Origin of the sequence: Methylorubrum sp. POS3 (assembly GCF_043352485.1) — a bacterium.
Taxonomy (GTDB): Bacteria; Pseudomonadota; Alphaproteobacteria; order Rhizobiales; family Beijerinckiaceae; genus Methylobacterium; species Methylobacterium suomiense.
In genome coordinates this window covers 4,640,715-4,659,997 of record NZ_JAPRBT010000001.1, presented here as the reverse complement: position 1 = coordinate 4,659,997, position 19,283 = coordinate 4,640,715, and the positions used below count along the sequence as shown (strand labels likewise).

At 64.8% G+C, this 19,283-nt stretch carries 16 protein-coding genes; 10 read left to right on the top strand and 6 right to left on the bottom strand.

What is annotated here, in order from left to right; translation table 11 throughout:
• Positions 1-159 precede the first annotated feature (159 nt).
• The 4 genes from OWC43_RS21615 to OWC43_RS21600 all read left to right on the top strand — a co-directional run bounded on the left by OWC43_RS21615 (position 160) and on the right by OWC43_RS21600 (position 6,998).
• Entirely contained in the window at positions 160-2,958 is a 2,799-nt protein-coding gene (locus OWC43_RS21615) for an EAL domain-containing protein (RefSeq protein ID WP_393958264.1), read from the top strand.
• Between the two features lie 210 nt (positions 2,959-3,168).
• Complete coding sequence (locus OWC43_RS21610) at positions 3,169-3,621, top strand: manganese catalase family protein (protein ID WP_393958263.1); 453 nt, start codon at positions 3,169-3,171, stop codon at positions 3,619-3,621.
• A gap of 117 nt (positions 3,622-3,738) precedes the next feature.
• Positions 3,739-4,248, top strand: coding sequence for a ferritin-like domain-containing protein (locus OWC43_RS21605; protein ID WP_393958614.1), 510 nt, complete (start codon positions 3,739-3,741; stop codon positions 4,246-4,248).
• Positions 4,249-4,700: 452 nt separating this feature from the next.
• Positions 4,701-6,998 (top strand): CHASE2 domain-containing protein, encoded by a 2,298-nt coding sequence (locus OWC43_RS21600; RefSeq protein ID WP_393958262.1) that lies wholly within the window; start codon positions 4,701-4,703, stop codon positions 6,996-6,998.
• 584 nt (positions 6,999-7,582) lie between these two features.
• On the opposite strand, the gene OWC43_RS21595 is transcribed toward OWC43_RS21600, so the two are convergent.
• Positions 7,583-8,338: an SIR2 family protein gene (locus OWC43_RS21595; protein WP_393958261.1), complete on the bottom strand. Its 756-nt coding sequence runs from the start codon at positions 8,336-8,338 to the stop codon at positions 7,583-7,585.
• Positions 8,339-9,124: 786 nt separating this feature from the next.
• Between OWC43_RS21595 and OWC43_RS21590 the strand changes: the two genes are divergently transcribed.
• From OWC43_RS21590 to OWC43_RS21580, 3 genes are all read left to right on the top strand, one after another.
• Positions 9,125-9,313, top strand: a complete 189-nt coding sequence (locus tag OWC43_RS21590; RefSeq protein ID WP_081437797.1) for a molecular chaperone GroES — start codon at positions 9,125-9,127, stop codon at positions 9,311-9,313.
• Positions 9,314-9,346: 33 nt separating this feature from the next.
• Positions 9,347-10,186 carry an aldo/keto reductase gene (locus OWC43_RS21585; protein WP_012322181.1) on the top strand — a complete coding sequence of 280 codons (840 nt, stop codon included), beginning with the start codon at positions 9,347-9,349 and terminating at the stop codon, positions 10,184-10,186.
• A 428-nt stretch (positions 10,187-10,614) separates the two neighbouring features.
• Positions 10,615-11,184: a type 1 glutamine amidotransferase domain-containing protein gene (locus OWC43_RS21580; RefSeq protein ID WP_012322180.1), complete on the top strand. Its 570-nt coding sequence runs from the start codon at positions 10,615-10,617 to the stop codon at positions 11,182-11,184.
• Between the two features lie 110 nt (positions 11,185-11,294).
• Here OWC43_RS21580 and OWC43_RS21575 read toward each other — a convergent pair whose 3' ends face one another.
• The 3 genes from OWC43_RS21575 to OWC43_RS21565 form a co-directional block, all read right to left on the bottom strand.
• Entirely contained in the window at positions 11,295-11,708 is a 414-nt protein-coding gene (locus OWC43_RS21575) for an ester cyclase (RefSeq protein WP_393958260.1), read from the bottom strand.
• A 425-nt stretch (positions 11,709-12,133) separates the two neighbouring features.
• Positions 12,134-13,246 carry an alkene reductase gene (locus tag OWC43_RS21570; RefSeq protein ID WP_012322178.1) on the bottom strand — a complete coding sequence of 371 codons (1,113 nt, stop codon included), beginning with the start codon at positions 13,244-13,246 and terminating at the stop codon, positions 12,134-12,136.
• A 46-nt stretch (positions 13,247-13,292) separates the two neighbouring features.
• Positions 13,293-14,114 (bottom strand): alpha/beta fold hydrolase, encoded by an 822-nt coding sequence (locus OWC43_RS21565; RefSeq protein WP_012322177.1) that lies wholly within the window; start codon positions 14,112-14,114, stop codon positions 13,293-13,295.
• Positions 14,115-14,862: 748 nt separating this feature from the next.
• Between OWC43_RS21565 and OWC43_RS21560 the strand changes: the two genes are divergently transcribed.
• Positions 14,863-15,921, top strand: a complete 1,059-nt coding sequence (locus OWC43_RS21560; protein WP_012322176.1) for an SDR family oxidoreductase — start codon at positions 14,863-14,865, stop codon at positions 15,919-15,921.
• Positions 15,922-15,955: 34 nt separating this feature from the next.
• A complete protein-coding gene (locus OWC43_RS21555; protein WP_081437796.1) occupies positions 15,956-16,135 on the top strand; it encodes an SDR family NAD(P)-dependent oxidoreductase in 180 nt (59 codons plus the stop codon).
• On the opposite strand, the gene OWC43_RS21550 is transcribed toward OWC43_RS21555, so the two are convergent.
• Together OWC43_RS21550 and OWC43_RS21545 are read right to left on the bottom strand one after the other, a co-directional pair.
• The gene (locus OWC43_RS21550; RefSeq protein ID WP_012322175.1) at positions 16,125-17,147 is read right to left on the bottom strand and encodes a zinc-binding alcohol dehydrogenase family protein; all 1,023 of its coding nucleotides are present in this window, start codon (positions 17,145-17,147) and stop codon (positions 16,125-16,127) included. The genes OWC43_RS21555 and OWC43_RS21550 overlap by 11 nt on opposite strands.
• A 422-nt stretch (positions 17,148-17,569) precedes the next feature.
• Positions 17,570-18,649 carry a molybdopterin-dependent oxidoreductase gene (locus tag OWC43_RS21545; RefSeq protein ID WP_393958259.1) on the bottom strand — a complete coding sequence of 360 codons (1,080 nt, stop codon included), beginning with the start codon at positions 18,647-18,649 and terminating at the stop codon, positions 17,570-17,572.
• A gap of 97 nt (positions 18,650-18,746) precedes the next feature.
• On the opposite strand from OWC43_RS21545, the gene OWC43_RS21540 reads away from it, so the two are divergent.
• On the top strand, positions 18,747-19,070 hold the full coding sequence (locus tag OWC43_RS21540; protein WP_012322173.1) for a hypothetical protein: 324 nt from the start codon (positions 18,747-18,749) through the stop codon (positions 19,068-19,070).
• Positions 19,071-19,283 lie beyond the last annotated feature (213 nt).

The window sequence follows — 19,283 nt, the reverse complement described above, 5'->3', positions numbered from 1 at the left end:
GAATTCGGTGCGATAGATTTCCTTCGCAACTCAGCTTTGCGATTGGGTGCAGATTACCTTAACGAATGTAGCGGATCGTTGGGTCGCGGAGTACCCGACCAGACGATGCCATCCTATCGGTCCCTATTCAGCGATCTTTGCCGGCGCGGCCCGGTCCGCATGCTGTGGCGCGTGGGCGGAACGATCCGAGGCCGTATCTTTCTGGCCTCGCTGATGCTGAGCGCGATCACCGCAATTCTGGGTGGATACGCAGCGATCGGTATCGCCACCACGGGACAGTTGGCCGACAAGACCTACGACCGTTCCCTGATGTCGATCAATTATGCCCGCGCCGCCTCGGCCGATTTCGCGGCGATCCAGGCTGCGGTGGCACGGGCCCGCCTCGCGACCGACCCCGGCGAGCGCCGTGCTCAGGAAGCCCGGGTCAACGCGCTCGTCCAATCCTTCGAGGAAGATCTGGCGATCGCCGAAGAGCGCGCCCAATCGACCCGCGCCGCTGCGGAATCCGCTGCCGCCAAAGAGGCGTTAAGCCATTGGCTGGCAGCCCGCCGGGAATTCGGGACCGGTCCCCAGACCGCCGATGTTTGGCAAGCTCTCGACGCGCACGCGTCGGTGGTCGAGCAGCATATCGATCTGCTCATCAATTTCACCGCCGGGGACGGCTTCTCCTATCGTCAGGCGGCGCGGGCCCTCGTCGCCCGCGACGTACGCCTCAGCATGGCCGCCACCGTCTTCGCCATACTGCTGTCGGGCATCATCGCGTTCCTGCTGTCGCGCCAAATCGTGCGGCCGGTCGCCGAGGCATCCGCGGTCGCGACCCGGATCGCCGCCGGCGATCTCGCCGTGCCCGTGCCGGAGGGGGGCGCCGACGAATTCGGCGCCTTGCTTCGTGCCATGGACGGAATGCGCAGCAACATCCGAGCGATGATGCAGGAGGAAGTGTCCCAGCGCCGATCGGCGCAGGGGCTTCTGGCCGATGCGGTCCAAGGCTCGAACGAGGGAATCGTCGTGGCCGATGCGGGAGGCCGCATCGTCATGGCCAATGCCCGCTTCGCCGACCTCCTCGGTCTCGAGCCCGAGAAGGTCGCTGGCGGCAACATCGCCGATGCCCGCGGCTCGGTTCTGGCCGACACCCTGATCGCGATGCGCACCAACGGAACCTCCGCCGTCGAACGCCACGCGGCGGAAGGGCGCTGGTTGCGCATCAGCCGCTCTCCGACCCGCGACGGCGGCTTCGTGGCCGTCTGCTCCGACATTTCGCGCCTGAAGAAGCAGGAAGACCAACTCAAGCGCAGCAACCTGCAACTCGATGCGGCCTTGAGCAACATGCTTCAAGGCCTCTGCCTTTTCGATGCGGAGGGGGGCCTGCTCGTTCACAATCGCCGCTTCTGCGACATGTTCGGTATCGAATACGGGACCTTGCATCCCGGCATGCGGCTGCGTGCCATCTCTTCCGTGGTCGCGGCCGGTTCCGCGTTCGACGATGCTCGTGCCCTCGAGCTCTTGCTGGAGCAGGAGGATCTGCTGCGCGCCGGAGCCAGCGGCGCCCTGTGCCGGACCATTCGCGGCGACATGGTCGTTTCGGTGCGTCAGCAGCCCACGGCCGAAGGTGGCTGGATCGCGACTTACGAGGACGTGACGCAGCGCTTCGAAGCGGAGGCGCGGATCATCACCATGGCCCGCCGCGATGCGCTGACAGGGCTCGCCAATCGCATGGTCTTTTCCGAGCGGCTCGAGGATGCGGCCGCGCGCCTGGAGAACGGTTCAGGCTTCGCGATCCTGTGCCTCGATCTCGATCGCTTCAAAGAGGTGAACGACACCTTCGGTCACCCGGTCGGCGACGCGTTGCTGCGCGGCGTGGCCGAGCGTCTCCAGTCCTGCTTGCGCGAGACCGACCTGTTGGCCCGGCTCGGCGGAGACGAGTTCGCCATCGTGCAATCCGGGCCGTGCCCGCGGGAGGACGCAGTCGCGTTGGCGACGCGTCTGATCGAGATATTCGAGCAACCCTTCTATCTTGAGGATCAGGTCGTTGCCGTCGGTGTCAGCGTCGGCATCTCGCTCGCACCCGAGCACGGCTCGGATCCGGATACGCTGCTCAAATGCGCCGACCTCGCCCTGTACCGCGCCAAAGGCGGCGGACGCGGCGGTTGGTCGTTCTTCGACGAGGAGATGGACCTCGAACTGCGCAAGCGCCGCGCCCTGGAGAACGATCTGCGGCTCGCCATCGCCCACGGCGAGTTGGAGGTGTACTTCCAGCCCATCGTCAATCTCGCCCATCATCGCGTCTCCTGCTGCGAGGCGCTGCTGCGCTGGAAGCATTCCGAGCGCGGCTACGTCTCGCCGGCGGAGTTCATTCCGCTGGCCGAGGAGACCGGGGCGATCGGAGCGATCGGCGAATGGGTGTTGCGCCGCGCCTGCCGCGAAGCGGCAAGCTGGCCGGACGGGATCGGCGTCGCGGTCAATGTCTCGGCCGCCCAGTTCCGCAACGCCGCCGTGGTGCGCGCCGTCATGGAGGCGCTGACGGAGAGCGGGCTGCCGGCCTACCGGCTCGAATTGGAAATCACCGAATCGGTGCTGCTGACCGACAACGTGGCGACTCTCGCCACGCTCCACACCCTGAAACGCCTCGGCGTGCGCGTCGCCATGGACGATTTCGGCACCGGCTACTCGTCGCTGAGCTACCTGCAGAGCTTCCCCTTCGACAAGATCAAGATCGATCAGTCTTTCGTGCGGAACCTCGACATCACCGCAAGCTCACGCCTCATCGTTCGCTCGGTGGTCGGCCTTGGTCGGAGCCTTGGCATGACGGTGACGGCGGAAGGTATCGAAACCGAGGCACAGATGGAGCATCTGCGGCTGGAGGGCTGCGACGAGGCGCAGGGCTACTTGTTCAGCCGGCCTGTGCCAGCGGCCGGCATTCACGCCTTGTTCGACCGGCTGCGCCGCCGAGCAGCCTAGCAAATCCAGGAAGAGTTGGGGTCGAGAACTCAACCGTTGCAGATCAACCTAAGTTAAGATCCGCTACAATGCTGGCCAACATATGTTTTGGCTGCTAAGCGCACGATAGCAATTCTGAACAATTCCCGAGCCGGATGATTTACCGGCCAACGAAGCTGCGGTCCGATTCGCTTGCTTCGCGTGGCCCGCCCCGGCGAAGGATTGTGCCCGATGTATCATCACGACAATCGCCACCAATATCCGGTGAGGGTCGACAGCCCCGATTCGATCTACGCGCGGTTGCTCCAGCAGGCGATCGGCGGCGTGGAAGGCGAGATCCGCGTCTGTATGCAGTACTTCTTTCAGGCCTGGGGCAATCGCGCGCCGAACACCAAGTATCGCGATATGTTGCTTCATACCGCAACGGAGGAAATCGGTGGCACCGAGGGAGCGCTCCCGATCCCCAATAGCTTCCCGCAATCGGAAGAGAACCAGAACTACAATGACAGCTTCTTTGCCACCAGCCGCGACGGCACGCCGCCGCCGGAGGGACGCTGGACGCGGGGCCGCTCCCTCGACGGCAAGGGCGAATTCAACGTGGTCCAGAACGAGCCGATGGGCCAGGAGCCGGTGCTCGGTCCGGCTCGTCCCGACAGCGGGGCCGAGACTCAGCAGATCGCCTGACGGGCGTTTGCGCCGCGATCAGTGCCGCTTCCGGGCAACCGTCCCGGTTGCGGCCGGAGGCAAATCGTCTCCGGTCGGACGGCATCCAACCAGGATACCAATATGGAGAAGGTCGACATGGCAATCGAAGCACGCGAGATTTACGTCACCGCCCTGAAGAACACCCATGCTCTCGAAATGCAGGCTCTGCAGATCATGGAGCGGCAGGTGGAGCGGTTGAAGAATTACCCCGAGATGGAGGAGGCCCTGCGCCGACACATCGAAGAGACGCACGGCCAGCGCGCCCGTCTCGAAGAGGCCCTCCAGGCTTTGGGCGACAGCCCGTCGGCCATCAAGGAGGGATTTTTGGGCTTCGTTGGCAATATGATGGCCCTCGGCCACACGCCCGCGCAGGATGAGATCCTGAAGAATACCTACGCCAACCACGCCTTCGAGAACTTCGAGATCGCCGCCTATCACTCCCTCATCACTATCGGCGACGCAGCCGGCCAAGGCACCAGCCTCACCGGCTTCCGCCAGTCGCTGCAGGAAGAGGAGGCGATGGCCCAACGGGTGCGGACGCTGATCAAGCCGACGACCCGGCGATATGTCGAACTCACGCTGGCGGGTGAGCAGGCCGATCGTTGATCGGTGCTCGTCCGGAGCGTCAGCAAGTCGACGGGCTCTAAGGCATCGCTCCGCCCGGGCGGGGCGATGCGTGGTCGGCCGAACTCGCATCGTTTCGGCCGGCAACCGAACAGGCAGGCCATCGACCGTTGCGTGGACAGAGGTGGCCGGACTTCAAGACGTTCATACATATCCAATACCGTATCGGTTCGGCGGTGGGGCAATAGAACTGATCCTTCCCCACGAACGGCAGCGAGTGGGACGACGATAAGACGATGTAGGGGAGGGGTGGGAAAGGCGACACCCCATCCGCCCGAGTGATACGACGAGCGACGTGCTATGGGTCGTGCATCCCGTCGCGATCTTTACGGTCCAGATGCTCGATCGTCCTGCTTTTCACGCTCTTAGAGTGATCGTTCAGCCTCACCGGTCGTCCGTCGTCGTTTCAGATCTTCCGGCCACCTAAGACGGCCATGAAAACCTTCTTGCGCCGGCAAGCCGGCATGCTGCCGACCGGATCAGGATATGTCCCCCCACCACCCCCGCCGTCGTACCGGCGCCGCAGCCTGCTGCGGCGAGTCGGCGTCGACCGGCTTACCGCCCTCGCGCTGCTCGTTGCCCTGATCGCGGTGCGCCTCATCGATCCGGCTCCGGTCGAACTCCTTCGATTGCGGACGTTCGATGCCCTGCAGGCCTGGAACCCGCGTCCGACGACGATCCGGCCGGTGGTGATCATCGATATCGACGAGGACAGCCTGCGCAACGAGGGCCAATGGCCCTGGGCGCGAACCCGGATCGCCGATCTTGTGATCCGTCTCTCGCACGCCGGCGCCACCGCCATCGTCTTCGATATGGTCTTCCCCGAGCCTGATCGGCTGTCGCCGGATCGGATCGCCCGCTCGATCCGGCCCATGGACGCGTCGATGGCCGATCGGCTGGAGGCGCTGCCCAGCACCGACGCGGTACTCGCCGACGCGATCCGTTCGGCGCGGGTCATCCTGGGCCAGACCGCCCTGGCGCAACCCACGACGAGCGATGGCGGTCTACCGCGCACGGGCTTCGCCGTGCTCGGCCCGGACCCTTCCGCCTTCCTGTCCGAATTCCCCGGCCTGCTGCACAATCTGCCGCTTCTGGAACACGCGGCCGCAGGGCGTGGCATGTTCACCATTGTCCCCGAGCGGGATGGGCTCGTGCGACGGTTGCCGTTGGTGATGCTCGCCGAGGGCCGCATGGTGCCGGCGGTGACGCTGGAGACCCTGCGCGTCCTGACCGGGGCCGGGGCGATTCTCGTCCGGACCGACGCGGGCGGGATCCGCAGCGTGGCTTTGCCGGGCCTCGAGGTGCCGACCGACGCCTACGGCTCGATTTGGCTGCATTTCAACGCGCACGATCCCGCCCGCTTCATCTCCGCCCGCACGGTCCTCGACGGAAGCTTCGATCCGGACCGGGTCGCACGGAAGATCGTGATGATCGGCACCTCGGCGCTCGGTCTCCTCGACAACAAGACGTCGCCGATCGACCGGAGCATTCCCGGTGTCGAAGTCCAGGCCCAGATGATGGAGATCATGCTGGGGCAGGCAGCGCTTGCCTATCCGAGCTACGCCGTCCTCCTGGAAGTCGGACTGACGCTCGTGGTCGGGCTCGGCATCATCGTCCTCGCGCCGGTGCTCGGCGCGCTGCGGCTCCTCGTCCTCGGCGGGTTGGTGGCGGTTCTGCTGGTCGGTGTGACCTGGATCCGCTTCACCCAGCAGAACACCCTCCAGGATTCGACCTTTCCGTTGCTCGCGAGCCTCAGCGTCTACGCGACGCTGATCTTCTCGAACTACGCGCGCGAGCAGATGGGCCGCCAGCGCATCCGCTCCGCCTTCAGTCAGTATCTCTCGCCCGCCCTGGTGGAGCAGCTCGCGGCCCATCCCGAGACGCTCAAGCTCGGCGGCGAAGAGCGCACTCTGACCATTATGTTCTCGGATGTGCGCGGCTTCACCACCATCGCGGAGTTCTACAAGACCGATCCGGCCGGTCTCACCGCCCTGATGAACCGCTTCCTGTCACCCCTGACCGACGCGATTCTCGAAAGCCGCGGCACCATCGACAAGTATATGGGCGATGCCATCATGGCGTTCTGGAACGCGCCGCTCGACGACGGTGATCAGGAGGCCCATGCCTGCGCCGCGGCGCTCGCAATGATCGCCCGGATGGATGCGCTGAACGCCCTGCGCAAGGTGGAGGCCGAATCCGGCGGGCATCCCGTGCTGCCGATCGATATCGGCATCGGCATCAATACCGGCCGCTGCGTCGTCGGCAATATGGGCTCACACCTGCGCTTCGACTACTCGGTCCTCGGCGACCCGGTGAACCTTGCCTCCCGGTTGGAAGGACAATCCAAATCCTACACCGTCAAGACGATCCTCGGCGCGGCCACGGCGGCGGCGGTCGGGGATCGCTACGCCCTTCTCGAGATCGATCTGATCCGGGTGAAGGGCAAGGCCGAGGCAGAGCGTATCTCGACGCTCGTCGGCGATGCCTCTCTCCTCGCATCGGATGCGTTCCAGACTCTGCGCGAGGCCCATATGGCTTTCCTGCGGGCCTATCGGGCTTGCGCTTGGTCCGAGGCCCGCGCTCACCTGGCGCTGTGCCGCGCACGCCAAGCCGGAATCAATGGTGTGCGCCTCGGCGGCCTCTACGATCTCTACGAGACCCGCATCGCCACTTATGAAGTCGCGCCGCCGCCCGCCGATTGGGGCGGAACCTATGTGGCTCTCGACAAGTAGGATTTTTGGCGCACCGGCTGGCTTCGCCAGCCTCACGGGCAATGTGGTTGTGGTTTCGTCACCGATTCGGGTCAGCGAAGCTGAACTGTCGACGCGGACGCAAATCCGTTGCCGCGACACCTAAACCACTGTCCGGCTGTAATAAAAAGAGGTGGCGGAGACGGAGGGATTCGCCGCCGTGACCTGGAAACCATTGCAAAGATTGAGCTTTTTCGAACGCTCGGTAATCAGTTCGTAGCAGTGGTTTGGGGCACTCGTCAAATGCGAGACCCGCGGTCCGGCGCTTCGGATGCAGCGTCGGAATGCGGGCGGATGCTCAGTTTTTCGACGGTCTCACCACTTGCTGCCCTAGGGCGCCAACCAAGAGAAAGATACTGAACCCACGCTACGAGGCGAACTCAGCCTTCGTCTTTGCGCCATGAGCAGACATCAGCCCACCGCCCAGCAGCAGACATTCACATTCTGCTGAGCGACCGTCCGGTGTCGACCCCTTGCGGAACCTTGAGAGGTCCGCTTTTGCGTCCATCGTCAAAAAAAGGAACCACTCAAACAGGACGCTTCTTTGGATATTTGTCGTCTTTATATTAGCGAACTGCTGCAAGGTTTTGAAGGCTCTGTTCGAGTTCTGACCAGCCATTGATCCATGCGGGTCTAATCCCAAGATGAGACATGCTAACCAAAATAATTTCTTGCGACAGAGTGTCGGCGGGCTGCGGGCGTATCCAGATATGCTCCGCATTCTCACGCGATGTATTTCCCATGGCAGCATGGTAAGCTTTTGTATCAACTTCTACCGCACTCATCCAGCGCCTAATATTGGTATCAGACATCGAAAGGCCGCAGAACGCCATGCGAGTAGTTTGCGCATGATATAGGAATACGGTTTGTGCCCACGCGGAGTGTCCGCTCGCCAGCGCAAGGTATTCTTGCTCTAAAAAAACGAGGCGATCTCGCCTGTCTCGAGGGCGTGTCCCTACTTTTTCCAGCGGCGCTACTGACCCATGACAATGATAGATCGGTATTTTTCCACCACTTCCGCCCCCAGAATCGTTTATAGCTACGTAATAGTAAGGGGGATGGCCATGCGGAGGGGGGCTGAGATAATGCTGACGTCTCGCGAAGAGATCTATATATGTCTCTAAAAATGTATCGGCATTGAAGGTTAAAACGGCTTTAGGCCCTTTATCACCGATTGCGGCCGTAAGCATGAACTTTCCGACTTGGAACAGCGAGCAATCCGGAAAACTACCTTCTAAAAAATCGCAGACTTCAATAACCTTTTCTCTCGAAACTTTTTTTGGACTGTTGAGGACTGTAGTTATATAGCGCTCAAGCCCCATGCCTCGAGCCTTAATTCTAATGTTTGAATAAAGACAACCTTCCAACGCTTCAGCAAAATCCTGCCTAGTTCGACCCGCTCGTTCGAATTGATTGGCCGCCGCTTGGATTAGCGCATCAAGTGACCAACCGAGGGAAATAAGGTCATCGAATACGGTACTGGGAACGGACGTACTAAATGCGTTGGACAGTAACTCGTGCGTAAGATCACGCCAGTCTGGAGCTATTCCCCTCGAGATCCCGGCCCCCAAGCATAAGGTATAGCTATGAGGGCTTAAGTACCCCCTGAATTTTGCGTCTTGAGCTAGGACGGGTTTCAGAGGTGCCAAGCAGATTAGCTCCCTACTTTCTCACGGCCGAAGCTATCGGAAATTCGCCTCTTCGCAAAGGGTTGTCAGACGCGAAGACGGTACTTTGCGATCTGAACAGCAAAGATTTTTTGATACGGAGTCGCCTATGTAGGTTGAGATCGGATGATATTCCCTTCGAACAATGAGGCGCGATGCGTTGAGATAATTGGAAGGATTGGATGGTGGGCGTTCGGACTGAGGCGACGGGCTATGTCCGCTACCCGCCGCGCCACCAATAGCCGCTTTCCACCCATTCCAGTCACGTGATGGTCCTCGTGTGCGTCTCCGAAGCAGACATCGATCGAGCCGGCGGCCACGACATCCTCATGTTGTGACACATCAGCGGGCTTTGGAAGGCACGCCTAAGCGCAAGATCGCAGCATCCAGTTCTTTAGGTGGGGTACAGCGACGACGGAATGTGCGACCAAACGGTGCGGTATGACGGTGCGCACCGCCCAACAACATGCACAAGCCTACATGGACCGGCTGCTGACGCACGCCTTGAAGGGCGAGCTCAACCCGGCCTGCCTCGCCAACCACCGTTTCTCCCTCGAGGACGGACCGCGCGGCTACGACATGTTCGATCACAAGACGGACGGCTGCGTGCGCGCGGTGTTCGCGCCTTAGGCGCACGTGCCGTCCACGGATGGAGGGAAATGCATGGAGCAGCGCCCGTTTGGTCCCGTGCCGCGCGATGTTGCGGTGATCGGCCAGGGAACCTGGTACATCGACGACGCGCACCGGCCCACCGCGGTCGCCGCCCTGCGCCGCGGCCTCGACCTCGGCATGACGCACATCGATACCGCCGAGATGTACGGCGACGCCGAGACCGTGGTCGGCGAGGCGATCACCGGTCGGCGCGACGACGTGTTCCTCGTCTCCAAGGTCCTCCCCAGCAACGCCTCGCTTGCCGGGACAGTGGCAGCCTGCGAGCGCTCGCTGGCGCGCCTGCGCACCGACAGGCTGGATTGTTACCTATTGCATTGGCTTGGCTCGCATCCCCTTGAGGATACTTTCGCCGGCTTCGAGCGGCTCCGCGAACAGGGCAAGATCCTGTCCTGGGGGGTAAGCAACTTCGATGTGTCCAACCTCGAAGCCGCCTGGAAGGCCGGGGGCGAGGGGCGCATCGCCTGCAACCAGGTTCTCTACCACTTGGAGGAGTGTGCAATCGAGCACGCCGTCCAGCCCTGGTGCGAGGATCACGGCATCGCCGTCGTCGCCTACAGCCCGTTCGGCCATGGCAGCTTCCCTGGCCCACGAACACCGGGCGGCCGCGTCCTGGATGAGATCGCGGCGAACCACGGCGCCACCGCCCGTCATGTCGCGCTCCGGTTCCTCACGCGGAGGCCGTCCACCTTCACGATCCCCAAGGCGTCCAGTCCCGAGCATACCGCCGACAACGCCAGCGCTGGCCCGCTGCGGCTGACGGAAGACGAGTTCATGCGGATCGACGCAGCGTTTCCGCGGGGTCCCGGACCGCGCCACCTCCCTATGTTGTAGGCCCGTGATGCCCACTTGATCAGGGCAGATGACCGTCCCGCTGTCTCGAAGCCCCGCCCGGCAGCGGACGATCCCGCCGCTAGGCGGGGATTCGCGGATCGTCCGAACGACCCAAGCTGCCTGCCCAGAGGTGAAGGCGCCTTGAGCATGCGTCGTGGCGACCGTTCGGCGGTGGGGCTCCCTCGGGCCGCAAAGGAACTCGTTCGTATCCCGGGAGATGACTTTCCGCCCAGCGCTTAGTCTCGCGGCGCACCGGCCGCTCGGTTCGGTGATGCCGGCGCGTCTCCGAGTCTATCGGGCGCTGAGCGCCGTCCGCCACCGCGAATTCGGCGTCGCGGCCGGGATACCTCCGGCATCGACCGCATCCCGTCGTGAGGAACGGCGCGACGGTGCCTCCGTTAGGTTCCGACACCCAGAAGGACGATGACATGAGCTTGCAGGGCAAGAAGATCGCGATCCTGATCGCACCGCGCGGCACCGAGGATCCGGAGTTCGCCAAGCCGCATGAGGCGGTGAAGCAGGCCGGGGCGACCGTGACGGTCATCGGTCTGGAGGCCGGCGAAGCCGAGACAGTCAACAACGACCTCGATCCCGCCAACCGCTACAAGGTGGACAGGACCATCGAGGGGGCGTCGGCCGCGGACTACGACGGCCTCGTCGTGCCCGGCGGCTGCGTCGGCGCCGACAAGCTCCGGGCGAGCAAGGATGTCGTGGCGTTCGTCCGGGACTTCTTCGCCGCGGGCAAGCCGGTCGGGGTCATCTGCCACGGGCCGTGGACCCTGATCGAGGCCGACGTCGTGAAGGGCCGGACGCTGACCTCCTACCCCACCGTTCGGCGGGACATCGAGAACGCCGGCGGCACCTGGGTCGACGAGGAGGTCGTCTGCGACAAGGGGCTTGTCACCAGCCGGACGCCCAAGGACCTGCCGGCCTTCTGCGCCAAGATCGTTGAGGAGTTCGCAGAGGGCCGCCATCCCGACCAAGCCCGGAGCGCCTGAGGCGTCGGGAAGCCGAAAATTGGCTCTTGAGACCCGGGGCGGCCCATGGGCCGCCCCGGGTCATGTCTTGAGGACGTCCCGCGGCCGGGACGCCTTCGCGGAAGCCTCCGTCAACCCTCGATGGCGCCTATCTGCTTCAGGATGCCGAGCTCGTCGGACGAGCCCCACCGCTCGACCATCTTGCCGTCGACGAAGCGGCCGATCTGCATGCCGCGGACCTTGATGGCCTTCCCGGTCGGCTTGTGGCCGTTGAAGTCACCCTGGTGCGTGCCGGTGAGCGTATAGGCGAAGGCGACGCTGTCCCCGTCGGCGACGAGCTTCTTCACCTCGACCTGCATGTCGGGGAACGCCGTGCGGAGTTCGGTGAAGAAGGCCTTGTATCCCTCGGGACCCATGTGCTGGCCTGGAGCCGGGTCGTGATCATGGCAGTCCGGGGCGACGACCTCGGGGAAGGCGTCGAACTGGCCACTGTTGACGAGTTCTCCGAACTTCTCGGTCGCCTGGATGCTGCTCTCGCGGGACATGGTGCTCCTTGGGTTCGGATCGGTAGGATCGGGGCGTCTCAGTCGAAGGCTAGGAAACCCGCGCCATGCCCGGTCGTTGCACGCCGCCCTCGTGAGGCCGCGCTGGGACCCGGTGCCGGAGCGACGCGGCGCGCCGGCCCGCATGTCGGCACGGGTTGTAGGCGACCGAGGACGCATCCTCGGCGCCACGTCGCATACTCACCGACTTGGCGCCCTCGGAGGCTCGGAGCGCGGTTTCGAGCAACTTGCCCCTGGTGGTGGTGACCCACGCCCGATGCCGGCCGGGGTACACACCGGCCGCTCGGTTCGATCCTGCCGGCAAGGCCGAGGTTGGCCGAGCGCTCTCCCGCGCGCAGCAAGACACTCACACGATACAGGCCGTCGCCTCGGTCACAATCGGCGACGTGCCGATCTCCGTGATCGGTTCAGCGCCGTACCGGTACCGGCCCGTCCATGCCCGGCCAGTCGGAGTAACCGGTCGCACCGCCGCCGTACCAGTATTGCTTGGGTGCCTCGGCCAGCGGTGCCCCGCTCGCCAGCCGCCCGACGAGGTCCGGGTTGGCAAGGTAGGGCCGGCCGAAGCTGAACAGATCGGCGCGGCCCTCGGCCAGTTCCTTCTCGGCGAGATCCAGGGTGTTCTGGTTGTTGCCGATATAGGCGCCCCCGAACCGGCGCCGCAGGTCGAGGAAATCGACGCCGTCCGGCACATCACGGGTCTGCTGCGTGACGCCCTCGATCGTGTGAATGTAGAGCAAGCCGAACTCGTTGAGCGCATCGACATAGGCGCCGAAGGTGGCATGCGTCTCGGAATCGAGCGGTGTCTCGCCGGGCTGCGTCGTGGCGGGCGACAACCGGATGCCGACGCGGCTTCCGCCGTCCCAGGCCTCGGTCACCGCACGGACCACCTCAAGCGGGAACCGCAAACGATTCTCGATCGAGCCACCGTAGCGATCGGTTCGCTTGTTGGTCGAATCTCGCACGAACTGCTCCAGCAGGTAGTTGTTGGCCGAGTGGACCTCGACCCCGTCGAAGCCGGCGCGCTTGGCGTTCACGGCCGCGCGCCGGTAATCCTCGACGATGCCGGGGATCTCGTCGGTCTCCAACGCCCGTGGGGTGACGTGGGGCTTCATCCCCTCCATCGTGAAGGCAGTTCCCTCCGGCTTCACCGCCGAAGCGGAGACCGGGAGGCCGCCCCCTGGCTGCAGGTCGGGATGGGATATCCGGCCGGTGTGCCACAGCTGGAGGAAGATGCAGCCGTCGTTGGCGTGGACCGTCGAGACGATGCGCTTCCAAGCCTCGATCTGCTCGTCCGACCAGATGCCCGGCGTGTAGGCATAGCCCACGGCCTGCTGCGAGATATTAGTAGCCTCTGAGATAATGAGGCCGGCGCTGGCACGCTGGCCGTAATAATCGGCGGCGAAGTCCGGCGGTACGCCCGCGGTCGAAGACCGGCTGCGGGTCAGCGGCGCCATCACGATGCGGTTCTTGAGGTGCAGATCGCCGATTGTTACGGGTTGGAGGATCGGGCTCGTCGTCATGGTACCTCGGATTGTGTGTGCGGGGTAATGGTGAGCGGAGCGCGGGTCAGCCCTTCAGGAAGGTGATCAGATCCGCGTTCAACCGTTCGGCATGGGTGAACGGCACGGCATGCGGCGCGCCGTCATAGACGACGAACTCGGCGCCGGGGATCGCGGCGGCTGTGGCCTTGCCCGACACGTCGATCGGCACGGTCCGGTCGGCATCGCCGTGGATCACGAGGGTCGGCACGCGAAATGCGGCCATGTCGGCGCGGAAGTCGGTCTCGGCGAAGGCCGTCACGCAGGCGGTCGTCGCCTTCGGCGACCCGCGCATCGCGAGGGTGCCGGTCCATTCGATCAGGTCGGACGAGACCGGCGATGAGAGTATCCCAACCCCGAAGAACGTCTTTGCGAAAGTCGCCATGAAGTTCGGGCGGTCCTTCTTCAGCCCGGCGATCATGCCGTCGAACACCGCTGGGTCGACGCCGTCTGGGTTGTCTGCCGTCTTGAGCATATAGGGCGTCACCGACGAGACGAGCGCGGCCCGAGTGACCCGGGCGCCGCCATGCCGGCTCATGTACCGGGCGATCTCGCCGCCGCCCATTGAGAACCCAACCAGCGCCACGTCCTGCACATCGAGGGCGTCGAGCACGGATTTCAGGTCGTCGGCGAGGGTGTCGTAATCGTAGCCGTCCCAGGTCTGGTCAGAGCGGCCGAATCCGCGGCGGTCGTAGGCGATGGTGCGAAAACCAGCCTCTGTGAGCGTCCGCTGCTGGAACTCCCACATGTCGGTATCGAGCGGCCAGCCGTGGATGAGCACGACCGGCCGACCGCGTCCCCAGTCCTTGAAAAAAAGCTGCGCGCCGTCGTGGGCCGCGATGAAGGGCATGATGGTCTCTCCGGTCGGACGATCGTCTCTCACACGACCGGTTCCGGGCCGCCTTGGTTCCCCGGGGTGAAACCTGCGCGGATGGCGCACACCGCATTCAGTGCGCTGCGGAAAGCGCCGGTGGACCGCCGAGGAAACGCGCCGGATCATCTAGCGGCAACGGCTCGTCCGCACCTGACGTGTTCGTTCAGCCCGCAGCGCCAGACGAACCGGTGTCTCCGACCCACCAAGCCAGCGATCACGATCGCTAAACGACTGCCTTGAGCGAGCGTTTATCCGCTTTCAAGCGCCGGATCTGAAGCGGTGAGCGGCTGGGTTGGGTCAAAAGCAGACCCTCGCCTGGTAGTTTGAGCTTCGACCCTGTTGTGCCCACCGCTCCACGTCTGCGAGGATTCAAGGGACAACAAGGCACGCGGGCTCTGGGGGGAGCGCGACCCCGACCGCCTCGCGTGGTCCTGTCGCCTGATTGAAACGGTCGTGCCCGGCGATACGCGACGGGCCGAGCTGCAGGCCATGCTGGAATAGCGCTCATACGGGCCTTCGGCGTGTAGAAGGTCATCGCTCGCGACCTCTCCGAGGTCGAGGATCGTTGCAGGCGTGCGATGGGCGAGGCGCGGACCGGATCATCGAGCGTGCGAACCTAGGCCGAGGACGGCAGCTTTCCTTTGGGTAAGACTGGTTCAGGAAGCGGTCGCCTCCCACGCGTCCCGCCAACCCCCAGCTTACGGGAAACGGGAGCGAGCCAACCATGCAAAGAAAAGTCCTCGTCGCCGGCGCCCAGGGCGTCATCGGCCGCGCCGCAGCCGCTCGCCTCGCTGCTCGACCCGATACCCAAGTGCTGGGGCTGTCGCGACGGACCGAGCCGTCCATCCCGAACGTCGAGGCGGTCTCGGTCGACCTGCTCGACCCCGGACAGGTCCGGGACCGCCTCGGCGGCATCCGCGACGTCACCCACATCGTGTTCGGCGCCTACATCGAAAAGCAGACCGCCGCCGAGAAGAGCACGGTCAACGTCGCAATCCTGCGCAACCTGCTCGACGTCGTCGAGGAGACCTCACCGGGCCTGCGCCACGTCACGTTCTACCAGGGCGGCAAGGCCTACGGCGCCGATCTCGGCCCGTTCAAGACGCCCGCCCGCGAAGACGACCCGCGCCTGATGCCGCCGAACTTCTACTACGACCAGGAGGATCTCCTGCGTGAGCGCCAGAAGGGTAAGGATTGGTCGTTCACGGCCCTTCGGCCAGAGGCGGTCTGCGGCTTCGCGGTCGGCAACCCGATGAACCTGCTGACGGTGATCGCCGTCTATGCGGCCATCTCGAAGGAACTCGGCATCCCGCTTCGCTTCCCGGGGACCGAGGCCGCCTACCGGGCGCTCTACCAGGTCAGCTCCGCCGACATCCTGGCCGAGGCCGCCGACTGGGCCGGTACGACGCCGGCTGCGCGAAACGAGATCTTCAACATCACCAACGGCGACTACTTTCGCTGGCAGCACATGTGGCCGCGGATCGCGCGCATGTTCAACATGGACTGGGCCGATCCGATCCCGATGCCGCTCGCGACCTACATGGCCGACAAGGGGCCGCTCTGGGATAGAATGGCCGAACGCCACGGGCTACAGCTGATCCCCTATGACAAGGTGGCTTCGTGGCCCTTCGGCGATTTCATCTTCGCCAGCGGCTTCGACAACATCAGCAGCACAATCAAGGCCCGCCAGGCTGGATTCCATGCCTGCATCGACACCGAAGACATGTTCCGTAACCAGTTCCGACACCTGAGCGACCTGAAGGTCATCCCGCCCGTCGCCTGAAATCCGGCATCGCCCGTTGGGAGGGAAGCCGAACATGTCTCGCTTCGAGAAGAGGCGCGTCATCACTGGTGCCGGAAGCGGCATCGGCGCCGCCACCGCGAAACGGTTTGCGTCGGAGGGCGCTTCCATTGTCCTGAACGGCCGGGACCGGGGCAAGCTCGACCGGCGTCCCAGCTCCGAGCCGGGACGCTTCGCGTGCCGGCTTAGTCGCTGAACCCAGCGAGGACGACCTTGCCCCTCGCCTTCCCGCTCTCGATGAGCGCGTGGGCGCGTGCCAGGTTGGCGGCGTTGATCGGACCGAAGGTCTCGCTCAACGTCGTGCGCAGCCGTCCCGCATCGATGAGGCGGGCGATCTCGGTCAGGATCGCGTGCTGCCGTTCCATGTCGGCGGTCTGAAACAGCGAGCGGGTGAACATCAGCTCCCAGTGCAGCGACAGGCTCTTGGGCTTGAGCGGCATCACGTCCAGGGTCTCGGGATCGTCGATCGGGCCGAGGCGACCCTGTGGCGCGAGGAGCTCGATGATCTGCGGGAGATGCGCACCGGTCTGCGTCGTCGCGAACACGAACCCGGGCGCCCCAGGAAGACCGAGCGCCGCCACCTCGGTGGCGAGGGGCTTCGCATGGTCGATCACGTGGTGGGCGCCGAGGTCCCGGCACCATTGCGCCGTCTCGGGGCGCGAGGCCGTAGCGATCACGATGAGATCCGTGAGCTGCCGGGCGAGCTGGATCGCGATCGAGCCGACGCCGCCGGCGCCGCCGACGATCAGGATCGCGGGGGCGGCACCCGGAACGGGCGTGGCGACGTCGAGCCGGTCGAACAACATCTCCCAAGCGGTCAGCGCGGTAAGCGGTAGCGCCGCGGCGGCGGCGAAATCGAGGCTGGCTGGCTTGGCACCGACGAGGCGCTCGTCCACGCACTGGAACGCGGCGTTGCTACCTGGCCGGTCGAGCGCACCGGCATAGAACACCGCGTCGCCGGGCTTGAACAGGCGCGCCTCCGGTCCGACCGAGACCACGGTTCCGGCCGCATCCCAGCCGAGAACCTTCGGCTCGCAACCCTGCTTGTAGGCGCCTTGGCGCACCTTGGTGTCGATTGGGTTCACGGAAATGGCCTGCACGCGTACGAGCAGGTCGCGCCCAACCGGCACGGGATCGGGAAAGGTGGTGTCGAGGAGGGCGTCCGGCGCATCGATCTGGGCGCCTTCGGTGTAGGTAACGCCACGCATGGGTGTCTCCCAGGATGTCGCGACGGACGGCGCCGCGCCGCCGTCCCAGACCGTCTCATAGCGTGCTGCTTCCTTCGGCGCAGCGGCGTGACGCGCACATCACGCCCGTGCTGGTGAAACAGTGGTGGAATATCGACCCGAACGAATTTCGAGATCGGCAATTCAGCGACCGCAAATCGAGACGTCGATATGCACCCTCTCCTCATCTGCAGCAGAGCTGAGCTGACATGAAGACAGGGCCTCCTGGACGCCCCCCGCGCGTCTGCGCCGAAGCCGTTGGGAGCGCAGGCCGTGCATCGCGCGCAAGCACTCCGAGCGGCCGATGAATTGCCGTTTAGCGGTTGCTCTGAAAGCGGTTTGGAAAACCGGGTTAGGTCGGAAGCAGACCCTCACGGCGGGTACTAAGCGTCAGATTTTGACCATTAGGCGATGTTCACCCGCACCCGATGCCAGCAGGCGCATAGATAGCCCTTATGGTTCCAGGTCTCGTCCGGCAGTGCCGGCTGCGTCTGGCCCGCTTCGTCCCAGGCGCGCACGGCGAGCTCATGCTCGCCCGGAGGCAGGTCGAGGCTCGTGCTCCAGAACGTCCAGGCGAAAGGAGCCGCCACGTCGCGTTCGAGCTCGGCCTGCACCCAGGACCGGCCGCCGTTTCCCGAGACGTCGACGCGTACGACGGTTCGGTCGCCGCTTACCGCGTAGCCTCGGATCCTGTTGCTCCCCGGCTTGAGAATGGCCCCGCGTGCCGGCTCGCAGATCGCCGCGTTCAACGGCATCGTATCGATGGTGTGCCCATTGGCGGGGTCGGCGGTCTCGGCGGTCACGTCCGCCGGATACAGCTTGTAATCGCCGGCCTGGATCGGGTTGTCCGAGGGGTGGTCCTGGACAGTCAGTCTCCGGAGCCACTTCGGGCTGCGCACGCCGGCGAAGCCCGGCACCACCGCGCGGACCGGGAAGCCGTGCTCCGGGAGCAAGGCTTCGCCGTTCATGGCGTAGGCCAGCACGGTCTCGGGCGCCATGGCCTTGGCGAGTGGGATGGAGGCGCCGTAGGGGTGTCCGTCCACCGTGTCGTGGCTCTCGAAGGCGACATGGAGGCCCACGCGCTCGGCGACCCCCGCCTCGCGCAGGACGTCGCCGAGACGAACCCCGGTCCATTCGGCGGTGCCGATGGCTCCTGCATCCCACGGGTCGCCCGAGACCGGGGCGACCGCCCGCATGTCGGCGCGGCGATTGCCAGCGCACTGCATCGTGGCCGTCACCATGGCTACCGGAAAGCGGGTCCGCAGATCGGATACCGACACCTCAAGCGCGGGGCCGGTTCCGCCATCGACGGTGAGGCGCCAGGTCGCCTCGTCGAGGTCCGGTAGGTCGCCGTGCGTGCGGACGTAGAAGTCCTCCGCCGGTGTCCGGTAGGAGGCCCGCAATCGGTCGAGGGGCGGTTCGGCGTTGTAGGGCTGGTCGCCGTGTACGATCAGACGTGCCTTGCGCTCGGTCAGGCTCGACATTGGCGCTCCTGCGCGGGTTGGGTTACGGCAGTGAACGCGCTGGGGCCCGTAAGGGTCATTCAGCGGCACAGAGAACCGCCCTGGACGCGATCCTTGCATGTGCGGGATCGTCAATAAGGCGGACTTGCAGGAATACTGCGAGCGCGACCCCGGCGGGGAAACCAAGCAGTTCGGCGGCAAGCTGACGACGGCCCAGTGCGTCGCGGACTATCTGCGCAGCGAGGGGCGGGCCACCATGGCCGCGCAGGCGAACTGCAAGGCAGGTACGGTGAGCTACCGGTACGGCGACCGCCAAGCCACGATGGCCCGCTTCCCGCTTGGCCCGGACGGCGACACCTTTTGTGCATCGGGTAACCCGCCGATGATCGAGCAGTTCAAGATGCTGTGCCCCGCCGCAGCCAAAAGGCTGAAGGTGGAATAGGGCGCGACCATCCGGGGAAGCGCGAAAGGCGCCCGGGCAAGACAAGACCTCCAACGACGATCTCGGCCGCGCCGGCCCCCTCTTGGCGACCTGCAACTCGGCTGCGGAGGACGACGGTTACAATTCGAAAAGCCCGCGTGCCCTGCGGTCACATCCGGGATCGATGTCGGACCGATGATCGCAAATGAGCCCACCGGTTCGGGCCGGCCGCGC

Excerpts from the sequence above, each read along its gene's own strand:
- OWC43_RS21615 (WP_393958264.1), top strand. The coding sequence starts at position 160 with ATGCTGTGGCGCGTGGGCGGAACGATCCGAGGCCGTATCTTTCTGGCC.
- OWC43_RS21610 (WP_393958263.1), top strand. The coding sequence starts at position 3,169 with ATGTATCATCACGACAATCGCCACCAATATCCGGTGAGGGTCGACAGC.
- OWC43_RS21605 (WP_393958614.1), top strand. The coding sequence starts at position 3,739 with ATGGCAATCGAAGCACGCGAGATTTACGTCACCGCCCTGAAGAACACC.
- OWC43_RS21600 (WP_393958262.1), top strand. The coding sequence starts at position 4,701 with ATGAAAACCTTCTTGCGCCGGCAAGCCGGCATGCTGCCGACCGGATCA.
- OWC43_RS21595 (WP_393958261.1), bottom strand. The coding sequence starts at position 8,338 with ATGGGGCTTGAGCGCTATATAACTACAGTCCTCAACAGTCCAAAAAAA.
- OWC43_RS21590 (WP_081437797.1), top strand. The coding sequence starts at position 9,125 with ATGACGGTGCGCACCGCCCAACAACATGCACAAGCCTACATGGACCGG.
- OWC43_RS21585 (WP_012322181.1), top strand. The coding sequence starts at position 9,347 with ATGGAGCAGCGCCCGTTTGGTCCCGTGCCGCGCGATGTTGCGGTGATC.
- OWC43_RS21580 (WP_012322180.1), top strand. The coding sequence starts at position 10,615 with ATGAGCTTGCAGGGCAAGAAGATCGCGATCCTGATCGCACCGCGCGGC.
- OWC43_RS21575 (WP_393958260.1), bottom strand. The coding sequence starts at position 11,708 with ATGTCCCGCGAGAGCAGCATCCAGGCGACCGAGAAGTTCGGAGAACTC.
- OWC43_RS21570 (WP_012322178.1), bottom strand. The coding sequence starts at position 13,246 with ATGACGACGAGCCCGATCCTCCAACCCGTAACAATCGGCGATCTGCAC.
- OWC43_RS21565 (WP_012322177.1), bottom strand. The coding sequence starts at position 14,114 with ATGCCCTTCATCGCGGCCCACGACGGCGCGCAGCTTTTTTTCAAGGAC.
- OWC43_RS21560 (WP_012322176.1), top strand. The coding sequence starts at position 14,863 with ATGCAAAGAAAAGTCCTCGTCGCCGGCGCCCAGGGCGTCATCGGCCGC.
- OWC43_RS21555 (WP_081437796.1), top strand. The coding sequence starts at position 15,956 with ATGTCTCGCTTCGAGAAGAGGCGCGTCATCACTGGTGCCGGAAGCGGC.
- OWC43_RS21550 (WP_012322175.1), bottom strand. The coding sequence starts at position 17,147 with ATGCGTGGCGTTACCTACACCGAAGGCGCCCAGATCGATGCGCCGGAC.
- OWC43_RS21545 (WP_393958259.1), bottom strand. The coding sequence starts at position 18,649 with ATGTCGAGCCTGACCGAGCGCAAGGCACGTCTGATCGTACACGGCGAC.
- OWC43_RS21540 (WP_012322173.1), top strand. The coding sequence starts at position 18,747 with ATGTGCGGGATCGTCAATAAGGCGGACTTGCAGGAATACTGCGAGCGC.